This window comes from Ktedonosporobacter rubrisoli (genome assembly GCF_004208415.1).
Lineage (GTDB): Bacteria > Chloroflexota > Ktedonobacteria > Ktedonobacterales > Ktedonobacteraceae > Ktedonosporobacter > Ktedonosporobacter rubrisoli.
The window spans coordinates 7759634-7786371 of record NZ_CP035758.1; the positions used below are offsets into that span (position 1 = coordinate 7759634).

Below are 26738 nucleotides of genomic sequence, written 5' to 3' on the forward strand. Positions count from 1 at the left end.
TTCCAGCCAGCAGAGCTTCTCCCGCTTTGACATCAGGTTTCTCGGCAGTCGCTTTGGCCCAAATTAGGCAAGGGCAGCGCCCGCGATAAACCTGGTTCCCGGCCCACAGAGACGCCTCCTCACCACGCATTGAGCGTTTATGAAGCAAATCCTCTCATAATCTGTATTAGACGACGTTTGCGTAACCTTTTCTTATTATACATAAACTTATAAGTATAATAGCTTATATGTTGTAGATAACCATGGCAACGCGGCTCACACAGTCACCGTACAACATATACGGAAGCGCTCACAGAAGGTTGTAAAAACCTGAAGAATCCTGTCTCAACTAGCGCCTACCTTGCCATCTCTTTCGTGCGCGGTCTGAATTGCAGACGGATCGCTGTTCCTTTAAAGCTAAAGGCCTCGCGCAGGCGATTCTCCAGATAGCGTTCATAGGAGAAATGCACGGCCTGCGGATCGTTGACGAAAAAGACAAAGGTTGGCGGATTTACGCGTGCCTGGGTCGCATAAAAAATCTTCAGAGGTTTAGTACGGATCACCGTTGGGTTGTGGCGGCGAATGGCATCCTGCACGACTTCGTTGAGGCGTGAAGTTGCGATACGCACGAAGCGTATGTCTGCGATCTTGAGAGCATTCTCAAGGATTGACTTGACATGGTAGCCGCTTTTGGCCGAGGCGAAGATGACCGGCGCATAGGGAATGAATTTCAGGCCCTCGGCGATGACCTCGCGATAGCTTTCGGCGCTCTCGATTTCATCTTCGGGGCGCGCATAAATTCCCTCACGCTCCTCGCGACGCTGCTGCTGCGCGATATCCCATTTATTCACAACGACGACGACGCCCTTGGTGTGCTCATGGATCTCGCCGGCAATGTGGGTATCCTGGGCGGCCAGGCCTTCGCTGGCATCGACGAGGAGCAAGGCTACGTCACAGCGCTCGATGGCGCGCGTGGAGCGTAGGACGCTGTATTTCTCGATGCCGACTGCAATGCGGCCGCGGCGGCGGATGCCCGCAGTATCGATCAGCCTGATCTTGCGACCTTCGAACTCCAGATCCATGTCAATGGAATCGCGCGTTGTCCCCGGTACGTCGCTCACGATAGAGCGCTGCTGGCCGAGAATGGCGTTGAGGAGAGAGGACTTGCCAACGTTAGGACGCCCAATAATGGCGATACGCACAACGTCTTCTTCCTCCTCCTCTTCCTCTTCTTCCTCCGGCGGCAGCGCATTGACAATCTCGTCAAGCAGATCGCCTGTCCCTGAACCTTGAATTGAAGAGATAACGATGGGCTCACCCAATCCCAGGCTATAGAACTCAACCGCGTCTAGACGACGGGCTGCGTTATCAGCTTTGTTAGCCGCCAGGATAACTGGTTTCTTGGTGCGACGCAAGAGCGTGGCCACATCTTCATCGGCAGAGGTAATCCCCGAGCGGGCATCGACCATGAAGACAATGACGTCGGCCTCCTCGATAGCGAGTTGCGCCTGCGCCATTACATGGTCCATGAGGTCCCCAGGCTGGCCCGTCAGACCAACCTGCCCTACAGGAGTACCCGTGCCCAATTCGAGGCCACCTGTATCGATGAGCGTAAAATCGCGCCCGTTCCAGTCAGTGTCACCGTAGAGGCGATCACGTGTCGTGCCTGGTAAATCTTCTACAATCGCAAGGCGTTCGCCGATCATCCGATTAAAAAATGTGGATTTGCCAACATTTGGCCGGCCCACAATGGCAACAAGTGGCTTCATATGTGCCCCACCACCCTTTCCTGGCTTTGAATGTTTTTAGTTTTCTACACAATTGGTGGATATTATAACATAAAAGCTGTTGTGAGTGAGCAAAATACTCCCTTAAAATTTTTGGGTTGTTTGTGTATAGCTGGTTATCCATTCGCCGCGTAAAACCTCTGCATACGTGGATGGGGTGCTTCACTTGAATAATTCGGTGACTGAGCGGCCATCGTGTATTCTGCTGATTGCGCCGGCAAGGGGCTCGGCTACCGAGAGGATGGTCATGTTGGCTAAACGCTTGTGCTCAGGACACGGTATGGTGTCAGTAACGACGATCTCTTTGATGGGGGCTTTGCCCAGGCGTTCCATGGCAGGACCAGAGAAGACGCCATGGGTGGCACAGCAATAAATATCGCGCGCGCCTTGTTCGTGGACCACGCGGACGGCCTGAGTGAGCGAGCCGGCGGTGTCGATCTCGTCATCTACGATAAGGGCGTGCCGTCCCTCAACGGAGCCGATGATGCCCATGGCCTCGGTGACGCCGTTGTTGCCAAGGCGCCGCTTTTCGACGATGGCCAGTGGCGCGTTGAGGCGATCAGCCAGCTTGCGGGCCTTTTTAGCAAAGCCTTCGTCGGCCGAGACGACTGTGAAGGCGTCGAGTTCTTTCTCCACAAAATACCGCGCCTGAATGATCTGCGCGGTTAGTTCATCGACCGGAATATTAAAGAAGCCCTGGATCTGGCCGGCGTGCATGTCCATCGTTAAGACCCTGTTGGCGCCGGCGACTGTAATACAGTCGGCAATCAAACGGGCAGTTATGGGTACCCGTGGCTGATCCTTTTTATCGGTGCGCCCATAAGCATAATAGGGAATGACAGCCGTAATACGAGCCGCGGAGGCGCGTTTGAGGGCGTCAATCATGATAAGCAGTTCCATGATCGAGCGATTGACGGGAGAACTGAAAGGCTGGATCACGAAGACATCCTGGCCGCGCACATTCTCATTGATCTTGACAAAAATATTTTCGTTGCTAAATTGAAATACGTCGGCATCACCCAGCGGAATGTGTAAGTGCCGACAAATGGCCACGGCGAGCGGCCGGTTGGCATTTCCGGTAAATACTCGTAAGTCGTCCAAATTGCACCTCCTGCTTCACACAAGTATATCACAAAACGCTAACAAGCATATAACATATGTGAATCTATCTATGTATGCCGCTGATAGCGCTCTACCTTTGCCAGCTCTACAAGCCGTGAGCCGCAGATTCCCCCCAAGTTTTTGGGCATGGCGAAGCCCCGGCCGCACGCAAGAAGTGAGTAATTATCCATATGTGGGAATGTATGCAAACGTCATAACAAAAACGCAAGCGACCCGATAAATACTCACGCATCAGGTTGCTTGCGTTACCCTCTACTACAATGCTCGCTTTAGATAATTCCGGGTATGGCTAACTTGCGGCTTCCTCGGGACTTGAGATGATGATGCGCAAGAAACGCCGAATTGCCCAGAAGATAAGATAGTAAATGATCATAGCGATGAGCGTTGACCATTCAAAGGCCTGGTTTGGATGAAGCGACGGCGAGTGCACAATCGTGCTGAACGGGAATAAGACGACGGATGTCAGCGAATAGAGAAAACCCGCGAACATGTTCGTTGGATCTGCGCCGATCAACTTCAAAACGAAACGAATAGCTAAAGTTACTTCCAGCACCACTACAAACCACTGGAGGAAATCATTGAGTTTACCAATGGCGTATCGGACCGTACGAGCCTCTTCCTGGTGCAATTCTTCGCTATCCACGCTAGAAATGCCTTCTGGCGTGGGCTGCGGAACAGGCGGGGGCGGTGGAGCTGGTCTTGGCTGTAAATCCTCCATACGCTCCGCGCGAGGTATAGCTTCGGTGGGCTGTACGCTCGTAGGCTCGTCTGGATAGGGATTGTTGCGCATCCTGCTTTCCTCCATACAACTCTTTATTAGCTTTGCTAAACACCTGATGGCAGTATCTTAATTGCAATACCCTAAGACGGATCGAAAGGGAGAATGAGCAACAGCTCTCGACTACTGGCCCCGCAGGGTCCACTCTAGCAGGGAAACCCAGATACGTCAACTGATTCTCTACTAGGGCAGCAATTACCATTCCTGATCGGATTATAACATTATTTGCTCGTAAACTGCTACGGATATTGTGGAGTGATTCTTGGTTGCTTACTGGCTGTCCACCTGGCTGCGACTCCAGCTGACTTGTCTTTGCTCACAGGGGCGGCTTTACTGCTCGGGCCTGCTGCCGACGAAAGTTGTCGGTGCCGAGCAGGAACGCACCGAGTGCTTCACGAGCAGCACAACGCCCTCGGCTCTCCTTAGATAGCAGAATTGGCGCGAGCGCACCAGCTGGTTAAGCACATTGGCGGTGCTATCCTTATCCTCGGGAAAGACGGCATTAAGGTCCACGATCACATAATCGACTGTGTTATTTATGTTTTTGTTGGAGGTCGAGAAGGTGATAGATGGAAATACTGTCACATAGAGCCGATCCGTCAGGTGAGGGTTGAGATTTGTTCCGGCCGAGACCGAGGCATCGGGCGGGATCATGGCCAGCAATTGTTGCATGTGGGCCTCGCGGCTCCCTGGCTTATGATCGGGCCAGAAGCCGTCAAGGGCGGGTTTAACTATAAAGAAATTGAGCGCGCACATGGCGATGAGCCAGGCACAGAGATACCACTGCAGACGTTTCAGCGGTAAGGTCTGCGAGAAGGGAATCATGCATTCGCTAAAGCGTTCCCATTGATTGCTTCCGGTGTGGACCAGCGAGGAGATGCGCGGCTGTAGCAGGGCCACGGGTCGGGCCAGAGCCGGCTGTGCTATGCTGGCGGCTAGCGTTGTTTGTCCCCAGAGCAGAGCGCGCTGCATGAAAGCCGGCCAGGGACGCTCCAATAATCTGTTCCTCTGCGGCTCGGCGGCCTTCTCCTGGGTTTCGCTCAGCACGGCGAACGGCTCGCCGCGCCATTGGCACCACAAGCGGGCCAGGCGGCCGGCGCCTTCGATCGCTGCCAGCATCACAAAGGGAATGATTGGAGCATTATATTGATATGCTCCACTATAGAGTATAGGATCAGTGCTGAGCAGATTAACTGCAAAGCTTGGCAAGGTGGGCAAGAGCATTTCCGGAGCCAGTAAGGCCAGGAAGCCACTGCTGCGGAAGATGCCGGCCAGATAGTATAGGCGATCAAGCGTAATGAAGGTGGTAAAAAGCAGCCAGGGATGGAGCAGGATATTGATAATTGCGGCCCCCGGCGTACTCCCCAGGGCTTCATAGCGATACCAGAAGTTATTGTGTTGGCCGCCTGGATAGAAGTGCGGCATAATGACGATAAAGGCCAGCAAGCCCCAGCAGAAGCCGCCTACGAAGAGCAGCGTGCCCAGGCGCGGCATTTTATACTTTAAGATAATGAGCAGGCCGAGCAGGCCAACGGCAAATGGTACATCCTCTTTGGTCGAGGCGGCCAGGATACAGGCCAGCAGGAACCAGCCGTAGCGCCGATAAGAGAAGGCGAGCATGGCATAGAGCAGCAAGGGAGTGGCGATGCTGACCGGGTGAAAGTCAAAGGCGTTGACACCCAGCAAGGCGGGCATGAGCAGATATGTGCAGGCCATGGCAGCGGCCAGCAAGGGCCAGCGCGGAAGCTGCTTGCGCATGAGCAGGAAGATTGGCAAGGCTCCCGAGGCTAACGCTACCGATTGAAAGATCAGCAGGATGCGCGGATCGGCGCCAAACACGTAGAGTAGCGAGAGTGGTAGCAGGATGGGCTCTATATGGAAGGCCAGGCGCGTTGGTGGGCCATACCAGTTATCGCCCTGATTGGTAAACTGAAATGGGCGCCCATGAATGGTGTTCCAGAGTACCTGGTCCATGTTGCCAAGGTCAAAGGCAGTGGCTTTGAACGTGTCGTAGCGCAAGACTGTTAACTGGCTCATTCTGGCGGCATAGCACAGCATAGCCAGAGCCAGGAGTCCCCAGGCGATCTGGGCTGGCGTTAAGCGTGAGAGATATGTAAAAGGGAAAAAGTTTAGCTTAAGTCGTCTCATGAACCTCAAATTATGATGATAGATTGCCAGATGGCCAGGGCCACCAGGATCATAAAGCCCCAGACAATGACAAACTCGGGCCAGCTGCCGGTGCGAAAGCGCCACTTCGCGCTGGGCGGAAATCCGTAGCGTTTACGGATCGGCCAGAGAAGCGGCACCCCGCCAATGGTAAGCGCATCGGCAAGGATATGCATAATACAGCCAAACAAGATGCCAACGAAGACCAGGTGCGAGGTGCTGATTAGCTCTGCCGGAAGCTCGAAGCCTCGCTGCCCCAATAGATATATTACCAGCCGCTCCAGGCCCATGGCCAGCAGTGAGCCCAAGACCAGGCCCAGGATGCTATGAAACAGCGTGCGGTGCCCGGCGAGGTGCTGGATCTCTTTACTGATGGGGCCAAATTTGCGCCCTATGATGCTGTGCGCATTGTCGATATCCGGTAAGAGTGCGCCAAATCCTACTGCTCCATAGTATACAGCTTTGCGTACAATGAGTACCAGGGGTACCGCTTTGGCCATCGTCAAAGGATCTCCGCTAAGATGGATCATGCTATCCAGAACGACTCCAGCCGTCAAGCCGATTAACAGGTGTGATCTGCCTTCCATGAACACCTCGACACATAATTTACCTGCCATTGTAGGGATTACGCCAGGGGATGTCAACCCAACCTTTAGCAATCCCTTTTCTAGAGCATTGGAAAGCCCTGTTATCAATCTGCAGCTTTACCACAAAGGAAAGTTGTAGCCTGCCCGCGCGTATAGACGAGATTTATATCGCAAAGCGATACAAATATTATCGTGAAACGATATTTTGCCCTTTCATTTTATGTCGTGATACGATATAATTTTTTTAGGGCTTAGGATACGGAAGGAGGATAGCACATTGCTTGCTGCTACCTGGCAAAAATTAGTGAGCTTATTGCACCGACTTGGCCCGGACGAGGCGGCCGGAAGATTAGGGGATTTTACAACCACCCCTAGAGTAATCAGGATCTCCATTATTGCACTCTTTGTAGGCGTCCTGGGTGCGGTTGTCGCGCTCATTTTGCTAAGACTGATCGGGCTTTTTACCAATCTCTTCTTTTTTCAGCGCTGGGATACCACATTGGTCTCACCTGCTGGCAACTCTCTAGGCGTATTCGAGATATTCGTACCGATCATAGGAGGTCTTATTATCGGCTTTATGGCGCGCTATGGCTCGGAGAAGATTCGCGGCCACGGCATTCCAGAAGCCATTGAAGCCATTTTGATTAATGGCAGTAAAGTAGAACCGCGTGTCGCCATTCTGAAACCGCTTTCCTCAGCGATTTCGATAGGAACTGGCGGACCATTTGGTGCCGAAGGGCCAATCATCATGACTGGTGGAGCTTTTGGCTCGATGATTGCCCAGTTTATGAAGCTGACAAGCACTGAGCGAAAAATATTGCTAGTGGCGGGTGCCGCGGCTGGCATGTCAGCAACATTCTTCGCTCCAGTGGCATCTGTTCTGCTGGCAGTTGAATTGCTGCTTTTCGAATGGAAACCGCGCAGCCTGATACCTGTAGCCCTGGCCAGCGCTATCGCGGCTATCGTACGTTACTATATCATCGGCCCTGGTCCGCTATTTCCCGTCCCGCCCCATGTAGCATTTATTGGGCCAGTGGGTTTTCTTGGTTGCGTGGTAGTTGGCCTGCTCGCGGGTCTGCTTTCAGCGCTGCTCACCTTTATGGTCTATGCCTTCGAAGATGCCTTCCGTTTGCTGCCAATCCATTGGATGTGGTGGCCGGCGATTGGCGGCCTGATCATCGGTCTTGGCGGCCTGATTTTTCCCCAGGCCCTTGGCGTTGGTTATGACACAATCGGCAAGCTGCTCCAGGGCAATGTGCCGCTGGGTGTTATCGCTGGCATCCTGATCGTCAAGTCGCTCATCTGGTCATCTTCGCTAGGTTCTGGAACCTCGGGCGGCGTTCTTGCGCCCCTATTAATGATGGGAGGAGCCCTGGGGGGCATCCTGGCCCTCTTCTTGCCCAATGAAGGAATAGGCTTCTGGAGCTTGATCAGCATGGGGGCGATTCTTGGCGGTACTATGCGCTCACCCTTTACAGGAGTTATCTTTGCCGTCGAGCTGACCCATGATATCAACGCGCTCTTCCCGCTGCTCGTGGCCGGAGTAATTGCCCACGGCTGCACGGTACTCCTGATGCGCCGCTCGATTCTCACGGAAAAGGTGGCGCGCCGCGGCTATCATCTCACGCGCGAGTATGCCATTGATCCGCTGGAGATTCTGTTTGTACGCGAGGTGATGCGTACAAAGGTGGTGGCCTTGCCTGCCTCGATTACACAGAAGGATCTTACACAACTTGTCACTAACAAGCAGAATCCGCGCGGTCAGCATCTCTATCCGGTGATCGGCGATGATGGCCAGCTTACCGGCGTGGCTACGCGTACCGATCTGAACCAACTGATTTCGGAAGCCCATAGTGAGAACGCTGACCATCCACTGGCCGAATGTCTCAAGACAGACCCTATTGTGGCCTATCCTGATGAGACCTTACGTACTGTGGTCTATCGTATGGCGGAGACTGGCTTTACGCGTTTCCCTGTGGTTGAACGTGGCGATAGGCGCAAGCTTGTTGGCATGGTCTCTTTAAATGATCTCTTGAAAGCCAGAACACGCAATCTTGCCGAAGAACGCAAGCGCGAGCAAGTTTTGCGCATACGTATGCTCTTACCCTTGCGGCGTACCATAAAGCGGTAGTCAAAAAAATAGATGTTGGCATAGTGGAGAGAAAAATGTGCCAACATCTATATCCTCGCTATTCGTCTGGAAGGCTCAGCAGAATCGACTTGCCCTCTACTTTTACGGGGTAGGTCATGAGGTCCTGGCGGGCGGGACCGCGCAGAACTTTGCCTGTGCGCAGATCAAACTGGGCGCCGTGCCAGGGGCAGGTGAGGACGAAACCGTCAAGCTCGCCCTCGCTAATGGGTCCGCTGATATGGGTACAATTATCGGTGAAGGCGCAGATCTTTCCCTCGATCCTGCTCAGGCAGATTGGCTCACCATCTACTTCAACGGCCAGCAGTTCTCCCTCGGCTAGCTCATCTACGTTGGCAACTTCAATAAAGTCTGTCATATCTCGACCTTGTGTGCTTAAATATTTCTGCCCTTAACTGGCAGGATAACTCCATTTACGCCATCGCTGGCAGACGAGACGAGGAAAATTGCGGCCTCGGCCAGTTTGTCAAGGCTTACCCATTTTGTGCTCAGATCGGCCGGCGTGGGCTTCATGCTTTCAAGATTCGTCCGGGTAATCAGCAGGCCCGGCCCTATCGCATTAACATAGATGCCAAGTTTCTTGCCCTCGTGCGCAAAGGTGCGGGTGAGCGCGTCTACTCCGGCTTTGGCACAGTTATAGGCTACCATCATGGCACCCGAGCCTTCGACGCCACCCGCGCGGCTGAAATTAAGAATTTTTCCGCTACCCTGGCGCCTCATAATGGGCCAGACCGCGCGAATACAGAGAAAAGCTGTGCGCAAGTTGTTGTTGATTTCATGGTCCCAATCGGCAAGCGTGAGCTCGTCAGAAGGGCCAAATTTGCTGAGGCCACCGGCAAGATTGACAAGAATATCGATGCTGCCATAAGCCTCTACGGCTTTGTCGATGAGCAGTTTTGCGCCTTCTTCGGTGGTGAGATCGGCGGCGACACCTATAACTGTGGCGCCTTCAGTTTTCAATTGCTGGGCCAGAGCCTTGACCCGCTCAGGATTGCGCGCGCAGATGACTAACTTCGCTCCCTCGTGGGCGAAGGCTTGCGCGAGGGCAAAGCCGGCCTGACCACTATGGCCAACACCGGTGATGATTGCAGCTTTCCCTTCCAGACGCATAGTTATTCTTCCTCTTCCTGATCGGGTCTCTCCAGACCGGCAATGGCAAGACTGCGATGAAGTACACGCAACGAGAGAAAGGCACATTTGGTGCGGGCCGGGCTGATGGGAATGCCCAGCGCTTCCAGAACGTCATCTTTCCCCAGCTTGACGACTTCCTCCACCGGGCGCCCTTCGATCATCTCGGAGAGCATCGAGGCCGCCGCCTGACTTATCGCACAGCCACGACCCTGGAAGCGTACTGCCGCTACCTGGTCGCCCTCTACCTGGATGTCGATACTGAGCTGATCGCCACATAAGGGGTTCGAATCTTCAGCATGGGCATCCGGATGCTCAAGCTTCCCATAGTTGCGCGGATTGCGATAGTGATCAAGAATATATTCGCGATAATAATCCATTGACATAACATTAAATCCTCAAGTGCAACTCTGCCGAATGGGCCTTGAGAGTGGGCAAGGGGTATGGGGAAGGAAAGCCCATGCCCCGCCGGCAGGTCAAGGTCCGCCGGACGTCTCCCAACTCTGCTTACAGGCTAAAAATTTGTAATGCTTTGCGTAGACCCTGTATCAGGATATCGACTTCTTCCTTTAGTGTATACACGTAGAAGCTAGCACGCGCGGTTGCGCTGAGGCCAAAGCGTTCCATCAAAGGTTGAGCGCAATGGTGGCCGGCTCTGATCGCCACGCCAGCTTCCTGGTCAAGAATCGAGGCCAGGTCGTGTGGATGAATATCGCCAAGCGTAAAGGAGATGACGCCGCCGCGCTTGCTGGCCTCGGGGCCGTAGATGGTAAGCTCAGGAAGCGTGCTTAGTTGCTCCATAGCGTAAGTGGTGATTTCTTGCTCGTGGCGCTGTACCGCGTTCATTCCCAGGGCTTTCAGGTAATCGACGGCTACGCCAAGGCCGATGGCTTCGACAATCGCAGGAGTGCCAGCTTCAAATTTCCAGGGCAGGTCGTTCCAGGTTGATTGGCGCAGCTTGACAGTGCGGATCATATCGCCGCCGCCCATAAATGGCGGCATAGCTTCAAGGAGAGCCTTTTTGCCATAGAGCACGCCAATGCCTGTGGGTCCAAGCATCTTATGTCCGCTGAAGCACAGGAAATCTACATCGAGCTCCTGCACATCTATCGATAGATGTGGCACGCTCTGGGCACCGTCAAGCAGGACGAGGGCGCCGGCGGCATGAGCCTTGGCGATCATCTGCTGGACCGGGTTAATTGTGCCCAGGACATTTGACATATGGGTAATGGCTACGAGTTTGGGCCCCTGCTGCAAGAGTTGTTCATAGGTTGCGAGGTCGAGCTCACCGCTATCGGTCACGGGAATGAACTCCAGGCGCGCGCCCGTGCGCTGGGCCAGCAATTGCCAGGGTACCAGGTTGCTGTGATGCTCCATCTCGCTGAGCACGATCAGATCGCCGGCGTGAATATTGGCGCCGCCCCAGCTATAGGCCACAAGATTAATGCTCTCGCTTGTATTGCGCGTGAAGATAACTTGCTTGCTTTGGCGCGCATTGATAAAGCGTGCGACCTTCACGCGGGCCTTTTCCATGGCCTCGGTGGCTTCCTCGCTGATCTGATAGACGCCGCGATGCACATTAGCGTGATAGGTGCGATAATAGGTATCTATAGCCTCGATGACGCTGCTGGGCTTCTGCGAGCTGGCGGCGCTATCGAGAAAGACAAGAGGCTTTCCATGCACCTGACGGGTAAGGATGGGAAAGTCGTTACGAATATCCTCAACAGAACGCGCGCCGCTGCTAGAAACGGCTCCTGCTGAGGTATGATCGATGGTTGTCATGTATTTTTTCCCTGATTTCTGTGTAGCTATTTCCCTCGTGGGGCAAGCGCCTTGCGCCGTCTGCGCCTGCCGGAGGGAAAGAGACAGTTATATGAGAAATATAGGGGCGAATCCTCCCCGCGCCTCTTGTAAGCACAATAGCAGGGAAGCCGCCCCTATAGTTTAGTATTCCTGAAGCTTGATCTCATCGTCGGACCGGGTGCTCCCGTCGAGATGGATCGCGCCTTCATCGACGCCCTCGATCTCCCAGCGCTCCTGAGCATCGACCCAGGTATCGGCCTCGGTCTCGTAGGTTCCGCTCATCCGGCGCACGATACTGCGGCGCAGGCGGATGCGCAGATTCTCCAGCGGGATACGCTGCAGGACCGGCTCGAAGAAGCCCTGGACAACGATACGCTCGGCCTCGGGGCGCGGAATGCCACGCACCATGAGATAGAAGAGCTGCTGCTCGTCGATCTGGCCGCTGGTGGCGCCATGGCTGGCGCTTACCTCGTTGGCCGCAATCTCCAGACCGGGAATCAGTTCGGCGCGGGCCTTCTTGCTCAAGAGCAGGGCATGGGCCGAGAGGAACGAAGCAGTCTGCTGCGCTCCGGGCTCGACGCGGATCATGCCTTCGAACTCGACGCGCGACTGATCTGTCAACACGCCCTTGACCATCGTCTCGGCGTTCGTCGAGAGGGCCGCGTGATCGGAAAGGGTCTTGATGGTATAGCGCTGATCGTGGTCCGTGAAGAAGACGCCCACGAGCTCAGCGGCGCTGCCATCGCCTTGCAAGCCAGCGCCAATATTGGCAAAGGTCAACTTGCTGCCAAGATCGGCCAGCACAAAGGTCACGCTACCATCTTGCGCGTAGACGGCATTTTTGTCGGTGATGTTCCAGGTATGCTGGTCGAGATCCTGCAGATTGCTAAACTCGACGCGCGCCTCGCGCTTGGCGAAGACCTCAACCACATCGCTAAGCAAACTAGCCTGATCCTCGGCCACGTTTGAGGTATATTCCTCGACGAAGCGTACGCTACTCTGCTCCTCGGCAATAATGAGCGTGTGAGCAAAGATCGCCGAAGCTCCGGCATCGATCCAGACCTGGGCCAGGATCGGCGCCTCAATCTCTACACCTTTGGGCACATAGAGGAAGAAGCCATCGGTCCAGAAGGCTGCATGCAGGGCTGTGTACTTGCCTGCGAGCGCCGGGACACATTCGGTCATGAAGTATTTCTGCACAAGTTCGGGATGCTCGCGTACGGCCGTATCCAGATCGCTGAGGATAACGCCCTGCTCTTTCAGTTCCTCGCTGAGCTGCGTATGCACAACCGAGCCATTGTGTTGGATGATCAGGCCTGAGCGCTCGTTGACCAGAGCCTCTTGCAGGGACTCTTCGATACGCGCTGGCAGCTTGCTGCCTTTTTCGCCAAGAGCTAGAGGATTGAGATCCTGGAATTTAAAGTTAGCTAGCGTCTTGAGCGTGCCCAGATCGCCACGGCGCCCCAGAGGAGCTGGCGTGCTCTCGTAGGCTTCCCAGGCGCGCAGGCGCAATTGCAGCATCCATTCTGGCTCCCCCTTCCGACGCGACAACTCCTCGATCACGCTACGGGAGAAGCCTGCAGTTGGAGCATTAAGCATTAGCTGTCACCTCGTTCTCGTTTTCTTCATCAGAAGGCTTAAGCCACTCGTAGCCCTTCTCTTCGAGCTCAAGGGCCAGATCCTTGCCACCGGACTTGACGATGCGACCGTTAAACATCACATGCACAAAGTCGGGCTTGATATAGTTGAGCATGCGCTGATAGTGGGTGATGAGCAGAATGCCCAGGTTGGGGCCGGTAATCGCGTTGACGCTTTCAGAAACGATTCTGAGTGCATCGATGTCAAGACCTGAGTCGGTTTCGTCCATAAGGGCAATCTCGGGCTCTAGCAAGGCCATCTGCAGGATTTCGGCGCGCTTCTTCTCACCGCCGGAGAAGCCATCATTGATCGAGCGATTGATGAAGCTATTATCTACTTTAAGCAAGCGCATTTTCTCTTGTAGCAGCTTGCGGAACTCACCGGGAGGAACGGTCTTGCGCTTGCTCATACGACCTGTGGGGTTTTCGCCCTCTTCAACAGGCTTATTGCCCTCGCGTACGGCCTCAAGCGCGCGGCGCAGGAAGTTAGCCACGCTCACGCCGGGAATAGACATGGGGTACTGGAAAGCCAGGAAGAGGCGCATGCGTGCGCGGCGGTCCGGGGAGTATTCAAGAATGTTCTCACCCTTAAACCAGATCTCACCATCAGTCACTTCGTACTGCGGATTTCCCATGATAACGTTGGCAAGCGTGCTTTTGCCAGAACCGTTGGGGCCCATCAAAGCATGGATCTCGCCCTGACGTACGACAAGATCCACACCACGTAAAATTGGTTTGCCTTCAATATTGGCATGAAGGTTTTTAATGACAAGTTCTGATCCCATTATTGAAAAAACACCTTCCTTAAAAAATTATGCTAAAGGGCGAACCTGCGATCCGCCGTCCTTATCCAGTGAGTAATCTGTTGCATTAATCCCTACATGGATATCAGAGAGAGCAATAAAGTGAGCGGGGTTCTGCTGATCTTCGCCCGATTCCGCAACAAGCTCGGCTAAGGTGATCGAATCAAGAGTTTTTGCTACTGCATCACGCACGCGCGCCCACAGATATTTTGTCCGGCAAGAATCGAGAAAGCCACAGATCTGGGTCATTTCTCCTTCAGTCGCGCAAATCATAGGCGCGATAGGTCCCTCCAGTATGCGCACTATTTCACCCATGGAGATGGTTCCTGGGTCACGACTCAGACGGTAGCCGCCATGCGCTCCTCGTGTGCTGATAACGAGCGGAGGATCGGCTTCACGCAACAGCTTGACCAGCTGCTCTAAATATGCCAGTGGTAGCATCTCCGCTTGCGAGATGTCGGTGAGCGAACGCGGACGATCACCGTAATGGCGCGCCAGATCAACCATGATCCGCACACCATATTCGCCTTTGGTAGATACTCGTAACATCATAGCCTCTCCCTTCATCGTATCGTCAGGTGATACGTCGTGTCGCGTGGATATCCATATCCAATTTATTCCGACCTATTCACTAGGATATATTCTAGCACCTGTGATGAAGAGCGTCAACTACCATATAAAAAAGGCGTTCAGCGAATCGGGCAATCCGCTGAACACCTGTAGAAAACTCAGGAAAACAGGTCCCTGAAAAAGCCTGGTGGTAAGGTTTAGACTAGGGTGAGTCCGGCCTTACGTCCGACGACGATCTGGCGCGTGCCCTTGCCAAAGGGTTTCCAGTCGTAGCTTCCGTAAATTGCTTCAATGCGGAAACCGGCGGCTAGGAAGAGCAACTGTAGTTCGCGCGGGAAAAAGACGTGCATATCAAGGCGCGTCAGGTAGCGCTCATTCTCGCCTGTCTCGAAGAATTTCTCGTGAGTCCAGACAATATGCTGCAACTGCTCAAAGGTGTCATACTTGCGACTTGTGTAGAGCAGCATGGTAAATTCCTGGTTGCTATCCTCGATCTCGTCTTCCAGGTAGACGTTGCTGGGACGATTGAGGGCATTGCTCAGGTAGTCGATGTCTGGGAGGAAGGTATCGACAACAAAACGACCACCCGGCATGAGGTGGTCGTAGGTGTTCTTAAAGGCGTCAAGCTGCTGCTCGATCTCGTAGAGATGGGCGATAGAATTGAAGGGCAGCAAGATGAGGTCGTAGTCGCCTTTGTGAGGAAGGTTGTAGTTGACCATGTTGGCTTCATGCAAAGTGACGCGCTGCTGTGTTGCTATGGGTTCACTTTGCAATTTGCGCTGATAAGCTTTGAGCATGGCCGGCTCAATGTCAAGCCCGTCGAGCTTGAAATCGCCGGGGCTGTGCAGTAATTCAAGACCAATACGTCCACTACCACAGGCCAGTTCCAGGACGCGCTGCGGGGTATAGCGCATGACTAGTTCGCGCCAGAATGGTACATCTAATTCAGATTGGCTCTGATATTCAAGGTCGTAATCATCGACCCTTTCGTAATATTCCCCTAGTTCGTAGAGCATAGAAGGTTTTCCCTTTAGACAGAAAAAAAGTATATGATACAGATGTGCATATATGTCACTGTAGCAGGGCTACTGCCTGCTTCTTTTGCCGCCTACGGCTGGGCCGAGGAGGGAGCGAAATTGGGGTGGTGCCCCAAGGATCCACCCACGTCAAGGCGAAGCCTTTGACAATTCAGCTTTTGTGCAGCAGAAATCCCTGACCACTGTAGAGCTTAGCATAAAAATATGCCAGGATGCAATAGGGATGTTCGCATGTCTTATTAGTACACTAACTGCATAGACGCTAAGGTCATCTCATGCTAAACTTAAGCCTGGGAGTGGGACAGGCGTACACAGTATCTTTTTAGAGGGCGAGGAGTGTATGTATATCGATCAGGTTAAGGAGCGCTGGCACAAAATAGGCAAGGACTCGCTAGCTCTAGCCGTGCACGCGCATCTATACCAATGGTATAGGCAGCTAAAGAGCGGGATCATGTTTATGGGCTGGGTTCTGCTGGGTCTGGGGCTGATTGCTTTACTGGTCGAGCTCTTATCCCGCTTGCCGGGCTGGTTTGGTCCGATCATGTTTGGTCCCAGGCAGGCAGTAATTTTGATGGACAAGTTGTCGCAAGTAGATCAGCAGCTTCCGCCGGATGTCAAGCTCTATTTCAACACAACGAGCGGGGCGAACTGGCTTCCCTTGCTCATCCCGGTTGCTGGGGCAATTCTGCTCTATATTGTGCTGGCGGTGCTGCAACCAAAACTATTTCCTAAGCCGGAGCAGCATATAGCCTACCTGGTCAGCCTGAGCGCGGCCTTGGCCTTAGTTACGCTCTTCATCCTGCCGCGTTTCGCGCCGGACCTGGCCGATCAATTCCAGCTCTGTATCGTTGCTTATGCGATAGTAGCGCATGCTCGCGTCACCTTCAATAAGAAGTTTGCCTGGCTGACCGAGGGCCTTATTCTGCTTATCGTCCTGCTCAGCATTGTCTTCTCCGGCTTACAGAGCTATCATGCTCAGATCCCGCTTCCTACACCATCAGGTGACATCGTTTTCAAATCGCTACAGCTGCCAATCGAGAAGCCAGATCAATGGCTCCTGCGCATTCCAATGCTGGGAATACAGGTAGGCGGGACGACGCAGGTATTTCTGCTGGGGATCTGGCTGCTGGGCTTGCTCTGCCTGCATATCTTTACGGCGATTGGCCTGCATGAGCGTAATGCGCGTACGCGCAGCGATACTCTTGTGAAAGAGCTGACCGCTGCTCAGGAGCAATTGCGGGCATATGCGCTGCATGCTGAGGATCTGGCAACCATGCGCGAGCGGTCCCGCGTAGCTCGCGAGGTGCACGATACGCTGGCTCAGGGCCTGGCGGCAATTAAGATGCATCTGGAGACTGGCACACAGCTATTCACAGCCAGTCCTCAGCTCGCCTCTGAGCATATGGAACTGGCGCGGGAACTGGCCGGAGCCTATCTTAAGGAGACGCGCGACTCAATTCTTGATCTGCGCAGCGATGCCCTGGATGGGCGTAGCCTGCCCTCGGCTCTGGCGGCGCTTGTGGCTACCTGGCAAGACGAGAGCGGAACGCATGGGCCAGGCGGCCAGGTGAGCTTCTGTGTGAGCAGGCCGCCTGCTGACGCTCCGCTCTGGCAAACGCTGCCCCGGCCAGCACGCTTGCCTGTTATCGCGTCGCACAAGAGGCGCTCAGCAATGCCAGTAAGCATGGTAAGGCGCAGCATATCGATGTGGAGCTAAGCCTTGAGAGGAACGAGCTTTGCCTGACGATTACCGATGATGGCCAGGGCTTTGATCCTCTGGCGCTCCGCTCGCATAAAAAAGGTGGTGGCTTTGGCCTGATCGGGATGCAGGAGCGCCTCAAGATGCTGCAGGGCAGATTGGAGACAATCAGCACGCCGGGCGTGGGCACGCAGATTGTGGCTATGATTCCGCTTAAGGACGAGGTGCTCAGTCATAAATTTGCCTACAATGGAGGCGGAACAACTTGATACGTATCTTGCTGGTTGATGATCATCGAATCGTGCGCGAAGGACTGGCCAGCATGCTCGGCACGCAGCCAGATCTGCAGATCGTGGGCGAGGCAGCCACGGGCCAGGCCGCGCTGGCCAGTATCCAGCGCTGGCAACCGGATGTTGTGCTGCTCGATCTTGAGATGCCCGACCTTGATGGCGTGAGCGTGCTCAAACGCGTGCAGGGCGAATTTCCGGCGGTGCGCGTGATCGTGCTGACGGCCTATGGCTCTGAGGAGCTGATCCTTGATGCTGTCCGCGCGGGGGCAAAGGGCTATCTGCTCAAGGGGGCGGGACTTGAAGAGGTGCTGCGCGCGCTGCGGGTTGTGGCCGCTGGCGGCTCACTCTTTGAGCCGTTAGTCACCGAGCGCTTGCTGGGTTCGATGGAGCGTATGCTGCGCGGCGAGGGCCGGCCGGAGGTGCTGACCGAGCGGGAGCGCGCGATCCTGACCTTGATTGCGCAAGGGCTCTCTAATAAGGCGATCGGCGAGGAGCTGCATATGGCTGAGCGCACCGTCAAGTTCCATACGACGATTATTTTCCGCAAGTTGGATGTGGCCAATCGGGCCGAGGCTGTAGCCCGCGCCCTGCGCGAGCACCTGATCAATCCTTAGTTCTTCCTGCGCTGGCTCTGATGCCCGGCCAAATTATGCGTGTGAAATAGCTTCCATCATGCCTGTTCTTTCCCACGATGGGTTTTACTCATTTCCTGCTCTGCTCAGAAGCTGAAATGTTCCCTATTGACTTCAAGTCGACTCGAACTTGTATGCTTCGCTAAAATCGTTGCTTATATTTGTTGTTCATAGAAGGAGATACAAGGATGCCTCTCGATCCTGAGGTCGCCAATCTGCTGCAAGCCGTGAACGCCTCGCCGGGCCCACCGCTGCATACGTTATCCTTGGAGGCTATGCGCCAGGCTATGGATGAAGTAGATGAGATGGGAGGAGAAACCGGTCAGCTGGCCAGCGTGACAGATCGCACAATTCCACTTCCGGGCGCTGATCTGCCGCTGCGCCTCTATACGCCGCTGGGTGAGGGACCGTTCCCGATCCTGCTGTTTATTCATGGCGGCTGCTGGATTGCCGGAAGCATTGCTGGCTACGATAAGTTTTGTCGCCACCTGGCGGTCGAATCAGGCTGCCTTGTCGCTTCGGTTGGCTATCGCCTGGCTCCTGAGCAGCCTTTTCCGGCTGGGCTCGAAGACTGCTATGCGGCAGCTGTCTGGCTTACGGAGCATGCGGCGAGCTTGCAGGGTGACGCCACGCGCCTGGCCATCGGCGGCGATAGTTCGGGCGGGAACCTGGCTACTGTCGTAACTATGCTGGCGCGGGAGCGTCAAGGACCCAAGTTTCGCTACCAGGTGCTTCTGCAGCCCATCACCGATTACTATCGGCCCGGGACTGCTTCATACGAGGAGTTTGCCGAAGGCTATGTATCGAGCAAGGAGCTCTATGCGCTGGCCTGGCGGCTGTATGTGCCCGACGAGGCAAAAGCCATCGCGCCCTACGCCTCGCCTCTACGCGCCGAAAATCTCGCGGACTTGCCGCCTGCTCTGATCGTTACTGCCGAGTACGATATGTTGCGCGACGAAGGGGAGAGCTACGCGCGGTGCTTGCAGGAGGCCGGTGTGCCAGTGGTGCTGAAACGGTACGATGGCATGATCCATCCCTTTATGCGCCTGGCCGGTGTGCTAAGGCAGGGTAAGGCTGCCATGCGCTTTGTGGGTGAGCAGTTGCGCGCGGCCCTCAAATCCTAACCTTACATTTACTGAAAGCTCCGGTTTGAACAGGTGTTGTGCTCAAGCTCTTTTTTAGTGATTGCCCGAAAGGGCAATTTTTTTTGCCCTTCTGCCGTTCATTTCTGCCCTTTCAGTAGATGTGCTCTGCACGCAGCCTCTTTATACTGGCAAACGTAGGCGAAGCGGGCAGCGCAACCAACCCTGACGAATATCCAGGCTGTGCAGGAGTCTGGCCAGAGCCATTGCTCTATGAAGGCAGAAAGGAAAACCTTACATAACAATGCTTAAGCACAGGATGCAAAAATGGCGACCTTAGCCGAGCAGGCAGAGGCCGGGAACGTCATGCCGGTAGTCGCCGTGAGGAATCTGTCGCGGATCTACCGTATGGGCCAGAACAGAGTGCAGGCTTTGCAGGATGTTTCGCTCGATATCTATCCGGGCGAACTGGTGGCCATTGTCGGGCCTTCTGGCTCGGGCAAAACTACCTTTATGAATCTCATCGGCTGCATGGACCGCCCGAGCAGCGGAGAATACTGGCTCAATAGCATCAAAGTTAGCCAGATGCAGCCCAACCAGCTGGCCGAGATCCGCAATCAGCAGCTAGGCTTTATCTTCCAGAACTTCAACCTGCTGATGCGCGAGACAGCCCTCAGCAACGTCATGCTCCCACTCATCTATCGAGGACTGCCTGAGCGCGAGCAGCGCCAGCGTGCCATGCGTGCCCTGCACCTGGTTGGGCTTAAAGAGCGTATGCAACATCTTCCCGTCCAGCTTTCGGGCGGCCAGCAACAGCGCGTCGCCATTGCCCGCGCGCTCGTCGGTCAGCCCTCGCTCCTGCTGGCAGATGAGCCGACCGGCAATCTAGATAGCCACACGAGCCAGGAAATTCTAGACTTGCTCAAAACCCTAAACGCCAAGGGCATCACTATTATCGTTGTGACGCACAGCGCCGAGGTCGCCGCCATTGCCGGCCATCACATTGAGTTTAGAGATGGGCAGGTTGTACGCAATGTCTAAAGCAAATGCCAGAAGACAAAGGAGGATTTTGTTATGAGCAGTAGTACGCTAGCTCCGCCTCCGCGCGTTGTGTCGTCGTGGCCCGAAAAGAGACGGTCCAGCTCGCGCGGCTGGCTAATCAGGGCCAATTTTAAGGCCGCCCTCAAGGCCTTGCTGGCCAATGGCTCGCGCTCGTTCCTGACCATGCTTGGCATCATTATCGGTGTGGCTGCCGTCATAACGGCCACAATTCAAGCCCAGGGCACAAGCGCGAATGTGGCTCAGAGCTTTGCTAGCCTGGGCACAAATATCCTCACCGTGATGCCAGGCTCGCCACCGGCGGCTGGCAAGGGCTTTATACTCTTCAAGGCGGGCGGCACAGGTCCAACTTCATTAACCCTGAGCGACGTTCAGGCCCTACAAACGTTGCCTCACGTAACGCAGGTTGGGCCCGTGCAGCAGAGCAACTTGCAGGCGGTCTACAGGGATCAAAGCGGCAGCTTCCAAATCTCAGGCGTCGCGACAAACTACCAGGATATCCATAGCCTGCAACTCGCAGCGGGCCAGTGGTTTAGCCCCTGGGATGAGCAGAGGCGGGCGGCCAATGTGGTTATAGGCGCTCTGGTGGCCCAGACCCTTTTCGGGCCTTCCCATACGAACCCGCTCGGGCAGACCATTCGCGTTAGCAGCAGCCTTTTTAAGGTTGTGGGCGTGCTCGGCGAGTCAAATATCATGAACGATCAAGTGATCTATATGCCCTTTGGCACGGCCCAGGCCCGCATACTCAATACGCCGACCGTGGGACAGATAGAGGTTCTGGTTGACGATACCAACAATATAAATCTGGTCCAACAGGAGATCACTGACCTCCTGGAGCGCAGGCACCGGGTCAGTGGCAATAAAGATGACTTCTGGATACAATCGCCCATGCAGCTTATCCAGAACAAGCAGGCCAGCGCCTCATCTCTTGGCGCGCTCCTAATTGGCATCGCGGCCATCTCGTTAACAGTTGGGGGCGTTGGCATCATGAACATTATGCTCGTTTCGGTGACCGAACGCACGCGCGAAATCGGCATTCGCCTGGCTGTGGGAGCGCGCAAGAGTGATATTCGCAACCAATTTTTGATAGAGGCGCTTGTCTTAAGCATCCTGGGTGGCGCTATCGGGGTCTTCTTTGGTGTCTTTACTGGCTATCAGATCGTCGTTAGCTCCCAACTGCCCTTCGTCCTCGATCCAGGGGCGATCCTGCTTGCGGTAGGCGTGGCTGGACTGACGGGCATTCTCTTTGGTCTCTATCCTGCCGTGCGCGCCAGCGATCTCGACCCGATTGTAGCTTTACGTACTTCCTAAAAATGCAAGGAGAGGCACTAGCTGTGGAAAATAATAGTCAGTCACGCACGCTCTATATCCTGCAGATCTTCACTATCGTTGTGCTCATTCTCGTGCTGATCATGCATATCTTGCCATTCTTTAATATCGGGATTACCCCAAAGCAAATCCCACCCGGAGCCTTGCCATCCGGGAAAAGTAGCGGCCAGGTCAACCCGGCTCGCGCGCCGCTGGCCCTGCAGGCCGGCCTGGATCTTCATATTGATATCGCTATGCAGCTTATTACGCGCTAAGGCGCAGGAGATGTTATAAAGATGGACAATGAGACAAATACGTTGCGACAGCATATCGTGCTGGGCGTGATCACGCTCATCCTGGCAATCGCGATCCTGGCCCTGCTCTTCATTCCACGCCAGCCCCAGATCTATAGGTATCAGGGCTCGCTTTCTGGCTATCAATGGCAAATGCCGGCCAGCGCAGAGCGGGTGGCGCTGCAGAGCAGGGCGCTGTTCATGGCGGCATAGCACGAGCTGTTGCCCTCCTCTCTGCTTTTATAAACAGGGTCACTTTTACCCTCATATAGGTGTAGGCTATAAGCGTGGAGGAACTATAGAAAGATTTGTGTTGAGAAGAAAGGGTAGGAAGTTAGATATGCCAGTCACCTATGTTATCAAGTTCCAGGTGGTGCCAGAACGGCGCGCACAGTTTCTCGAACTGCTGAATGGAGTGCTCGACGCTATGCGCAGCGAGCCAATGTTCCATGAAGCAATCCTGCATCGCGATCCGAGCTCGGAGTATCGCTTTATGCTCTACGAAACGTGGGAGAGCCACGAGGACGTCGTGAATGTGCAGTTGCAGCGCCCTTATCGGCGCGCCTGGCACGAGGCGCTTCCCGCTCTCCTGGAGCAGGAACGCGAGATTGAGACCTGGGAGCCCTTGCGGGCCGATCATAAGTAATATGCTAAGCCGGGCAGCGCCATAGAGCGCATCTATGGCGTTTCCCAGAGAGGTCACGCAGGCTTTAGCGACCCAGAACGGCGCGCAGATACTCGCTGAGCGCCGCCTCCTCGAAACTATCTGCCGTGAGGCCGATATACCCATCGGGACGAACCAGGATGAGCGCGTGCTCAGCAATTTCATAGGCGCGGAAAGCGTGTCCATCGGCGTCAATCAGCGTTTCACTGTTAGCCAGGCTCTCGTTTTCTGGGCTAATGATTCTGTAGGTGCGCACGAGATCCTTGTAGGCATCCGGCAGCTTTGGCATGGGCTGCTCACCGAAGGAGAGCAGGGTAAAATGCGGGCCTCTGAAGAGATCGAACAGGCGCACCGCCTCGCCGCTGGCTGCTCGCAGGCATGGCGCGTCGGGAGCGCGCTGGCCAGCTTGTATGCCCGAGCTGGAAGCCAGATTGCGCGAAAGGCTGCTGTCTTGATAGGTCAGGCCGAGTTGGAAAAGATCGGCAACAAAATCGAGCTGCCTGGCTACCGCCTGCTCGCCAGTTGTAGAGCTGTTTTCGTCCCTGGCATAGTGTTGAGCGGTGACCGCCATAAAGCTTCGGGCAATGGGCAGGCGTTCGGCCTCATAAGTGTCGAGCAGCGCATCAGGTGCACCTGCGAGAACGAGGGCAAGTTTCCAGCCGAGATTGTAGGCATCCTGGATGGCCACGTTCATGCCCTGCCCACCTGAGATCCCCACGTGGGCGGCATCCCCGGCGAGAAAAATTCTTCCGCTGCGGTATTGCTGGACCAGGCGTGCACTCGATTGGTGAATGGAGAACCAGCTGAGCTGGCTGAAATGGACATTGGGCAGCCCCACACGTTCAGCAAAGAGGCGCTGGAGGGTTTCCAGGGTAGGGGCGGGCAGGTTGCCATCCTTATCTGGCTTTACATTGGTAGTGTAGAAGGACCAGGTGTCTTGCCGCACGATAGGCTGTAAGGTCATGTTCCAGGCTGAGGCGGGATTGCTGCCCGACCAGAAGTGCCAGTAAGCGGAAGAGAGCCCGCTGACCTGCACATTGGCAAAAATGCTCGGTTGGTCCTGCAAGGCTGAGCCGGCTAAAGGAATGTCCGCGTATTTGCGTACGGCGCTGTGTCCGCCATCGCAGCCCACCAGATAGCGCGCCTGGATCGTCTCATGCTTGCCGGCGTGTAGCACTTGAGCGATGACGTGCTCAGCTTGCTGCGTGAGGGCCACAAGCTGGCAATCCCACTCGACATCTACGCCATGGGATGCCAGGCATTTGCGCAAGACGGCATCGGTGTAGCGCTGGCTGACCTGCAGAAAGCTTCGATAGGGAGCATCTGGGGTCGGGGATACGTCGGCATTGGCGGCCGGATCAATCTCGCGAACAAGCTGGTTGTTGCTACCGTAGATGCGCCAGGGCAGCCCGGGCTCGGCATAGGTCGAGAGCTCGGCAAGAACGCCCAGATCCTCGAAGATTTCCTGGGAGCGCGGACTTAAGCCGCGGGCGCGTGAGCCTATGGGCGGCTCCGGCAGCTTGTCGATGATGCTGATCGTTTTGCCCCGGCGGGCAAGCTCGCAGGCCAGGGTTAAACCCGCTGGTCCCGCACCAACGATCAGAACATCGATGATGGATGTGACAGGACTCTTAGACATTTTTTCTCCTTTTATTGAGCGATTTATCTCGCAAAGATTTTTTTAGCTGGCGAACCGACTAAATAGTGTTTAAGACGTGAACATGTAAGCTGCTGACGGTTCCTCATGACGACGAGACAAGAGTTGTAATTTAATATTGCTATGGCGATAAGCCAATCTCTGGCCGAAGCTGGCAGTCCTGGCAGTATTGAATACAAACCCGCCTGACCAGGATGGGCAAGAACGCCCAAGCCGCTTTAAGCAATAGTGGTAAGGTGCGCCTCTCTCTTCCGGCATGCATCCTTATCTTGCAATGAATGAATATTTTATTCATTGATAAGTATAATTGGTAGGATGCATATTGTCAAGCTCAGGTCGTGGAGCAAAGTGGCGAGGAAAGCCTTGCCTGGTCGTAGCGGCGCATAGCGCAAGAGGCCTGTCAGTGCGATCCTGACGGAAAGATACGACGTACCATATAACTGTAAAAGTGGTTCATTGGGTGAAGCTTCGGACGCGAATACTGGCTTGAAGTCCCTTTGTCCGACTTTTCACCCAATGAACCATGAGCTACACAGATATGGCTTATTGGAGTCTTCTCTCAGCCATTTTCTGCCAGATTCACTATTTGCAGTCAGTGCTACTAGAGCTAGAAGAGGCCGAGAAGAGCGTGCAAAAGGTTCTTCATGGTCGTGCTACCTCCTCCAAGAGCAGTCATTACCAGCTCCTCGCCTCCTTGAGCAGAGCAACGATCAGGCGCCAGCAGGAAGTGGCGATCTGCTCGGGGGAACAGGTCTTCCTTGTTCAAGCCACCAGACGATGGTATCAATGAGCAGTGCATCGACAAGAGCAGGGACGTACTCGGAAATGATTGCCTGATTGCCCATCCCCTGCTTTCCATTGGGCGTTGAGCAATGTTCTTGCTTGCGCTCGCTCCTCACTTCGGCCAGATAGGCTCGGATATGGTCCGCAAACCAGGGACTCCCCTTTCCACTGAGCAGCACGCGATAGAGCCGTTCATATCCAGCGAAGTGCTCGAAGAACTTCACCCACCGTTGCGGAACAAGAGCATTTTGCAGATCGAGGCTCAGGGATGCATAAGGATGTGGGCCAATGTCGCGGATAAAGGTTTGCATGGCTTCCTTAAAAATCTGCTCGACCAGATCATATTTATCCTGATAATAGCGATAAAACGCTGCGCGGCTCACCATCGCGCGCGAAGCTAACTCTCCCACGGTAATCGCGTCGAAGCCGCGCTCCTCAATCAACTCAAGCAGAGCTTCCCGCAACAGCTTTCGTGTCCGTTTCGCACGCAAATCATTGGAGTTCTGAGACACTTTGCGCTCCTTGTCGAAGCTGAGACAATTCTCCTGGATTGCTCCTTGTTTCCATCGCTCGGCCAGACTATCCTTTGGATATGACAGCTTGTCTTCTCACAATCAGTATGTCACGAATCAATGTTGCTGTCAAAAATCATGGGACAGTTCGTCACCAATGGTGAACAAATAAGAGCACATAAAGGAGTTTGTTCATGCGTCTTGTTAAAGCTCATAAATATGGAGTGCCAGAAGTATTACAGGTAGTAGAGCAAGCAGAGCCACAGCTCGGTCCTGGCCAGGTCATGATCAAGGTCATGGCATCGGGCATTGGTTTTGGAGAAACATTTGCACGTCGTGGAAAGTATCCATCATCCTTCCCACTCCCTTTTGAACCGGGCTGGGAAGTTGGCGGGCAGATTATTCACGTCGGAGAGGGCGTTGATCCGTCGTTGGTAGGCTTGCTTGTGCTTGCAAGCAACTCGGGTGGGAGAGGGTATGCAGACCTATTTGTTGTCAACGCCGATGCGGTTTTACCAGTTCCCGCAAAGGTATCCATTGAGCAGGCGACTGCGGCCTTTCTCTCGGGGCAGGTCGCTTTCGGCGTCCTCTCGGCGGTGCGTGTCCAACCAGGCGAGACCGTGCTGATCACGGCTGCGGCAGGTGCTATCGGTTCTCTGTTACTCCAACTGGCGAAAGCAGCAGGGGCAGGTGCCGTGATTGGTGCGGCGCGAGGCAAGGAGAAGGGCGTTGTTCTCTCGCAGCTAGGGGCAGATGCGACCATTGACTACAGCGAGGATAACTGGGTAGAACGGGTACGCGAGATCACGGGAGGCAAGGGGGCCGATGTGGTGATTGATTCGGTGGGAGGAGCCATCGGAAGAGGAGCATTAGATGCAACAGCGAACGTTCATGGTCGTCTGGGTATCTTCGGGATTTCATCGGGTGCAGGGATTACGATAGAAACGTTGAACCTGGCAAGGCGGGGCATTACCGTGGTTGGTGCCCTCGGAATCATGATGGCCGCCCCAGAGCAAGAGAAACACGCCTGGAGCCGGGAAGTGCTTTCTTGCGTTGCTGCTGGTCGCCTCAGAGCGGTCATCGGCCAGACTTATCCTTTAGAGCAAGCTGCGGAGGCGCATGCAGCCCTTGAGGAACGTCGGACGATAGGAAAAGTGCTGCTTCTTCCATGAAAGATGGACATGGGCAAAGACGATGGGAACGCCTTCCGGCA

General features: G+C 54.7%; 26 protein-coding genes. 11 read left to right on the forward strand and 15 right to left on the reverse strand.

What is annotated here, in order from left to right; all coding sequences use genetic code 11:
- Nucleotides 1-335: 335 nt before the first annotated feature.
- The 5 genes from der to EPA93_RS33785 all read right to left on the reverse strand — a co-directional run bounded on the left by der (nt 336) and on the right by EPA93_RS33785 (nt 6419).
- The gene (gene der / locus EPA93_RS33765; RefSeq protein WP_129891738.1) at nt 336-1748 is read right to left on the reverse strand and encodes a ribosome biogenesis GTPase Der; all 1413 of its coding nucleotides are present in this window, start codon (nt 1746-1748) and stop codon (nt 336-338) included.
- A 180-nt stretch (nt 1749-1928) separates the two neighbouring features.
- Entirely contained in the window at nt 1929-2867 is a 939-nt protein-coding gene (locus EPA93_RS33770) for a ribose-phosphate diphosphokinase (RefSeq protein WP_129891739.1), read from the reverse strand.
- Nucleotides 2868-3177: 310 nt separating this feature from the next.
- Nucleotides 3178-3678 carry a YggT family protein gene (locus EPA93_RS33775; protein ID WP_165423573.1) on the reverse strand — a complete coding sequence of 167 codons (501 nt, stop codon included), beginning with the start codon at nt 3676-3678 and terminating at the stop codon, nt 3178-3180.
- 318 nt (nt 3679-3996) lie between these two features.
- On the reverse strand, nt 3997-5814 hold the full coding sequence (locus tag EPA93_RS33780) for a DUF2079 domain-containing protein (RefSeq protein ID WP_129891741.1): 1818 nt from the start codon (nt 5812-5814) through the stop codon (nt 3997-3999).
- 5 nt (nt 5815-5819) lie between these two features.
- A complete protein-coding gene (locus EPA93_RS33785; protein ID WP_165423574.1) occupies nt 5820-6419 on the reverse strand; it encodes a metal-dependent hydrolase in 600 nt (199 codons plus the stop codon).
- A 277-nt stretch (nt 6420-6696) separates the two neighbouring features.
- Between EPA93_RS33785 and EPA93_RS33790 the strand changes: the two genes are divergently transcribed.
- Nucleotides 6697-8550: a chloride channel protein gene (locus EPA93_RS33790; RefSeq protein WP_207229272.1), complete on the forward strand. Its 1854-nt coding sequence runs from the start codon at nt 6697-6699 to the stop codon at nt 8548-8550.
- A 58-nt stretch (nt 8551-8608) separates the two neighbouring features.
- Here the strand turns inward: EPA93_RS33790 and EPA93_RS33795 are convergent, their stop codons facing one another.
- The 8 genes from EPA93_RS33795 to EPA93_RS33830 all read right to left on the reverse strand — a co-directional run bounded on the left by EPA93_RS33795 (nt 8609) and on the right by EPA93_RS33830 (nt 15525).
- Nucleotides 8609-8926 (reverse strand): Rieske (2Fe-2S) protein, encoded by a 318-nt coding sequence (locus EPA93_RS33795; protein WP_129891743.1) that lies wholly within the window; start codon nt 8924-8926, stop codon nt 8609-8611.
- A 17-nt stretch (nt 8927-8943) separates the two neighbouring features.
- Nucleotides 8944-9678 (reverse strand): SDR family NAD(P)-dependent oxidoreductase, encoded by a 735-nt coding sequence (locus tag EPA93_RS33800; protein ID WP_165423575.1) that lies wholly within the window; start codon nt 9676-9678, stop codon nt 8944-8946.
- A gap of 2 nt (nt 9679-9680) precedes the next feature.
- The gene (gene sufU, locus EPA93_RS33805; protein WP_129891745.1) at nt 9681-10082 is read right to left on the reverse strand and encodes a Fe-S cluster assembly sulfur transfer protein SufU; all 402 of its coding nucleotides are present in this window, start codon (nt 10080-10082) and stop codon (nt 9681-9683) included.
- A 121-nt stretch (nt 10083-10203) separates the two neighbouring features.
- A complete protein-coding gene (locus EPA93_RS33810; RefSeq protein ID WP_129891746.1) occupies nt 10204-11478 on the reverse strand; it encodes a cysteine desulfurase in 1275 nt (424 codons plus the stop codon).
- Between the two features lie 162 nt (nt 11479-11640).
- Nucleotides 11641-13098 carry a Fe-S cluster assembly protein SufD gene (sufD, locus tag EPA93_RS33815; protein ID WP_129891747.1) on the reverse strand — a complete coding sequence of 486 codons (1458 nt, stop codon included), beginning with the start codon at nt 13096-13098 and terminating at the stop codon, nt 11641-11643.
- Nucleotides 13091-13921 carry a Fe-S cluster assembly ATPase SufC gene (sufC, locus tag EPA93_RS33820; RefSeq protein WP_129891748.1) on the reverse strand — a complete coding sequence of 277 codons (831 nt, stop codon included), beginning with the start codon at nt 13919-13921 and terminating at the stop codon, nt 13091-13093. Before sufC ends, sufD begins: the two co-directional genes overlap by 8 nt.
- A 27-nt stretch (nt 13922-13948) precedes the next feature.
- Nucleotides 13949-14491: an RrF2 family transcriptional regulator gene (locus EPA93_RS33825; protein WP_422877867.1), complete on the reverse strand. Its 543-nt coding sequence runs from the start codon at nt 14489-14491 to the stop codon at nt 13949-13951.
- Nucleotides 14492-14706: 215 nt separating this feature from the next.
- Nucleotides 14707-15525 carry a class I SAM-dependent methyltransferase gene (locus tag EPA93_RS33830; protein WP_129891749.1) on the reverse strand — a complete coding sequence of 273 codons (819 nt, stop codon included), beginning with the start codon at nt 15523-15525 and terminating at the stop codon, nt 14707-14709.
- A 361-nt stretch (nt 15526-15886) separates the two neighbouring features.
- Here EPA93_RS33830 and EPA93_RS33835 point away from each other — a divergent pair, with 361 nt between their 5' ends.
- The 9 genes from EPA93_RS33835 (at nt 15887) to EPA93_RS33875 (ending at nt 22555) form a co-directional block, all read left to right on the forward strand.
- Nucleotides 15887-17263 carry a sensor histidine kinase gene (locus EPA93_RS33835; RefSeq protein ID WP_129891750.1) on the forward strand — a complete coding sequence of 459 codons (1377 nt, stop codon included), beginning with the start codon at nt 15887-15889 and terminating at the stop codon, nt 17261-17263.
- Entirely contained in the window at nt 17155-17514 is a 360-nt protein-coding gene (locus EPA93_RS33840; RefSeq protein ID WP_129891751.1) for a sensor histidine kinase, read from the forward strand. Before EPA93_RS33835 ends, EPA93_RS33840 begins: the two co-directional genes overlap by 109 nt.
- Nucleotides 17511-18149: a response regulator gene (locus EPA93_RS33845; protein ID WP_129891752.1), complete on the forward strand. Its 639-nt coding sequence runs from the start codon at nt 17511-17513 to the stop codon at nt 18147-18149. Before EPA93_RS33840 ends, EPA93_RS33845 begins: the two co-directional genes overlap by 4 nt.
- A gap of 206 nt (nt 18150-18355) precedes the next feature.
- Complete coding sequence (locus tag EPA93_RS33850; RefSeq protein WP_129891753.1) at nt 18356-19291, forward strand: alpha/beta hydrolase; 936 nt, start codon at nt 18356-18358, stop codon at nt 19289-19291.
- 285 nt (nt 19292-19576) lie between these two features.
- A complete protein-coding gene (locus tag EPA93_RS33855) occupies nt 19577-20290 on the forward strand; it encodes an ABC transporter ATP-binding protein (protein ID WP_129891754.1) in 714 nt (237 codons plus the stop codon).
- 33 nt (nt 20291-20323) lie between these two features.
- Nucleotides 20324-21619: an ABC transporter permease gene (locus EPA93_RS33860; RefSeq protein ID WP_129891755.1), complete on the forward strand. Its 1296-nt coding sequence runs from the start codon at nt 20324-20326 to the stop codon at nt 21617-21619.
- A 23-nt stretch (nt 21620-21642) separates the two neighbouring features.
- Nucleotides 21643-21891, forward strand: coding sequence for a hypothetical protein (locus EPA93_RS33865; RefSeq protein WP_129891756.1), 249 nt, complete (start codon nt 21643-21645; stop codon nt 21889-21891).
- A 21-nt stretch (nt 21892-21912) separates the two neighbouring features.
- Nucleotides 21913-22122, forward strand: a complete 210-nt coding sequence (locus EPA93_RS33870; RefSeq protein ID WP_129891757.1) for a hypothetical protein — start codon at nt 21913-21915, stop codon at nt 22120-22122.
- Nucleotides 22123-22249: 127 nt separating this feature from the next.
- The gene (locus EPA93_RS33875) at nt 22250-22555 is read left to right on the forward strand and encodes a putative quinol monooxygenase (RefSeq protein ID WP_129891758.1); all 306 of its coding nucleotides are present in this window, start codon (nt 22250-22252) and stop codon (nt 22553-22555) included.
- Nucleotides 22556-22619: 64 nt separating this feature from the next.
- On the opposite strand, the gene EPA93_RS33880 is transcribed toward EPA93_RS33875, so the two are convergent.
- Together EPA93_RS33880 and EPA93_RS33885 are read right to left on the reverse strand one after the other, a co-directional pair.
- A complete protein-coding gene (locus EPA93_RS33880; RefSeq protein WP_129891759.1) occupies nt 22620-24212 on the reverse strand; it encodes an FAD-dependent monooxygenase in 1593 nt (530 codons plus the stop codon).
- Between the two features lie 728 nt (nt 24213-24940).
- Nucleotides 24941-25525 carry a TetR/AcrR family transcriptional regulator gene (locus tag EPA93_RS33885; protein WP_242527195.1) on the reverse strand — a complete coding sequence of 195 codons (585 nt, stop codon included), beginning with the start codon at nt 25523-25525 and terminating at the stop codon, nt 24941-24943.
- 194 nt (nt 25526-25719) lie between these two features.
- On the opposite strand from EPA93_RS33885, the gene EPA93_RS33890 reads away from it, so the two are divergent.
- Nucleotides 25720-26697, forward strand: coding sequence for a zinc-binding dehydrogenase (locus EPA93_RS33890; RefSeq protein ID WP_129891760.1), 978 nt, complete (start codon nt 25720-25722; stop codon nt 26695-26697).
- The last annotated feature ends 41 nt before the right edge of the window (nt 26698-26738 follow it).